1 protein-coding gene is annotated in these 1,651 nt (G+C 43.0%); it reads left to right on the top strand.

Annotated features, from left to right (window positions below; translation table 11 throughout):
- Positions 1–37: 37 nt before the first annotated feature.
- Positions 38–1,567 carry a reverse transcriptase domain-containing protein gene (locus F6K53_RS40740; protein ID WP_293072059.1) on the top strand — a complete coding sequence of 510 codons (1,530 nt, stop codon included), beginning with the start codon at positions 38–40 and terminating at the stop codon, positions 1,565–1,567.
- Positions 1,568–1,651: the final 84 nt, after the last annotated feature.

Below are 1,651 nucleotides of genomic sequence, written 5' to 3'. Positions count from 1 at the left end.
GGAAACTGGTCACGGGTATCCAGAAAAACACAAATCAATGAAGAGCATAGTTAGACACATGGTAAAACATAGTGAACTCTGGAAAGAACAAAACTGGAAAAAACTCCGGCAAAATTTATTCCGCCTACAGAGACGAGTGTTTAAAGCAGTTCAAGATGGTGACCTCAACAAAGCTCGGTCATTACAAAAACTGATTCTAAAATCCCGTTCAGCCCAACTTTTGGCCATCCGTCAAGTGACACAGCTCAATAAAGGTAAAAGGACAGCCGGTGTTGATGGAAAGGCATCCCTGTCCTACCGAAAAAGATTCGAGCTTCTTGAGGAACTGAACGATTATGCTTTTACCTGGAAGCATAATCGACTTAGGGAAATCCCAATACCCAAGAAAAATGGTAAAACTCGAACTCTCAAAGTCCCTACAATTGCCGATAGAGCATGGCAATGTCTAGCCAAATTTGCGTTAGAACCAGCACATGAAGCCACGTTCCACGCCCGAAGTTACGGGTTCAGAACCGGAAGAAGTGCTCACGACGCTCAGAAGCTGATATTCCATAATTTATGCTCAAATAAAAACGGCATCAACAAAAGAATAATTGAGCTAGATATTAAGAAATGTTTTGACCGCATTTCCCATAAATCCATCATGGACGGGATAATTGCACCATCAGGTTTAAAATACGGGATTTTCAAATGCCTAAAAGCAGGAGTCAATCCTGAATTCCCTGAGCAAGGAACCCCACAAGGAGGTGTCGTCAGCCCATTACTTGCCAATATCGCACTTAATGGAATAGAAGATATACACAATAGCATCCGTTACGCGGATGACATGATAATAATTCTCAAGCCAGAAGACAATGCAGAGGAAATTCTAGATAAAATCAAAAGCTTCCTCGCTGAACGTGGAATGGAAATCAGCGCTCGAAAGACTAAGCTAACTAAAACGACAGACGGATTTGACTTCCTGGGCTGGAATTTTCGAGTCCAGAAAAACGGAAAGTTCAGAAGTTTCCCCTCAGAGGAAAACTATAAAACAACCCGAAATAAAATCAAAGCCGTGGTCAGCAACTCGAATTATGGTGCTTTAGTTAAGGCAAGAAAACTAGCCCCCATTGTTCGGGGTTGGAGAAATTACCACCGGTATTGCAAGATGGACGGCTCTCGAAATAGTTTATGGTTTGCAAATGAATCAGCACGCCGTAAATTCATAAAGGAAAAGAAAATCGACAAACACGAAGCCGTAAGGTTAGTGAACAAAGCATTTCCGGCGGTACCTTATTCACAGAACAAACATGTCAATGTTAAAGGGACTAAGTCACCCTACGATGGTGACCTAGTCTACTGGAGCAAACGCAATAGCAAGCTCTATGATAATGCTACCTCCAAAGCCTTAACTAAGCAAAACCATTCCTGTGGACAATGTGGACACAAATTCCTAGGGCAAGAAGTCGTACACTTACATCATATTGATGGAAACCACGATAACTGGAAACCAAAGAATTTGCTAGCAGTTCATCACAGCTGCCATCAACTAATCCACGGAAGCAGACCGAAAGGTCAGGATATCTAGGAGCTGGGTGCGGTGAAAGTCGCACGCCCAGATTTGAAGGAGAGGTGCCCTGGGTAATACCAGGCATCGACTCTACCGAAGTCA

The sequence above is a fragment of the Moorena sp. SIO4A1 genome (assembly GCF_010672065.1).
GTDB lineage: Bacteria > Cyanobacteriota > Cyanobacteriia > Cyanobacteriales > Coleofasciculaceae > Moorena.
The sequence above is the reverse complement of the archived record's forward strand: the minus strand, read 5'-3'. Positions and strand labels throughout refer to the sequence as shown.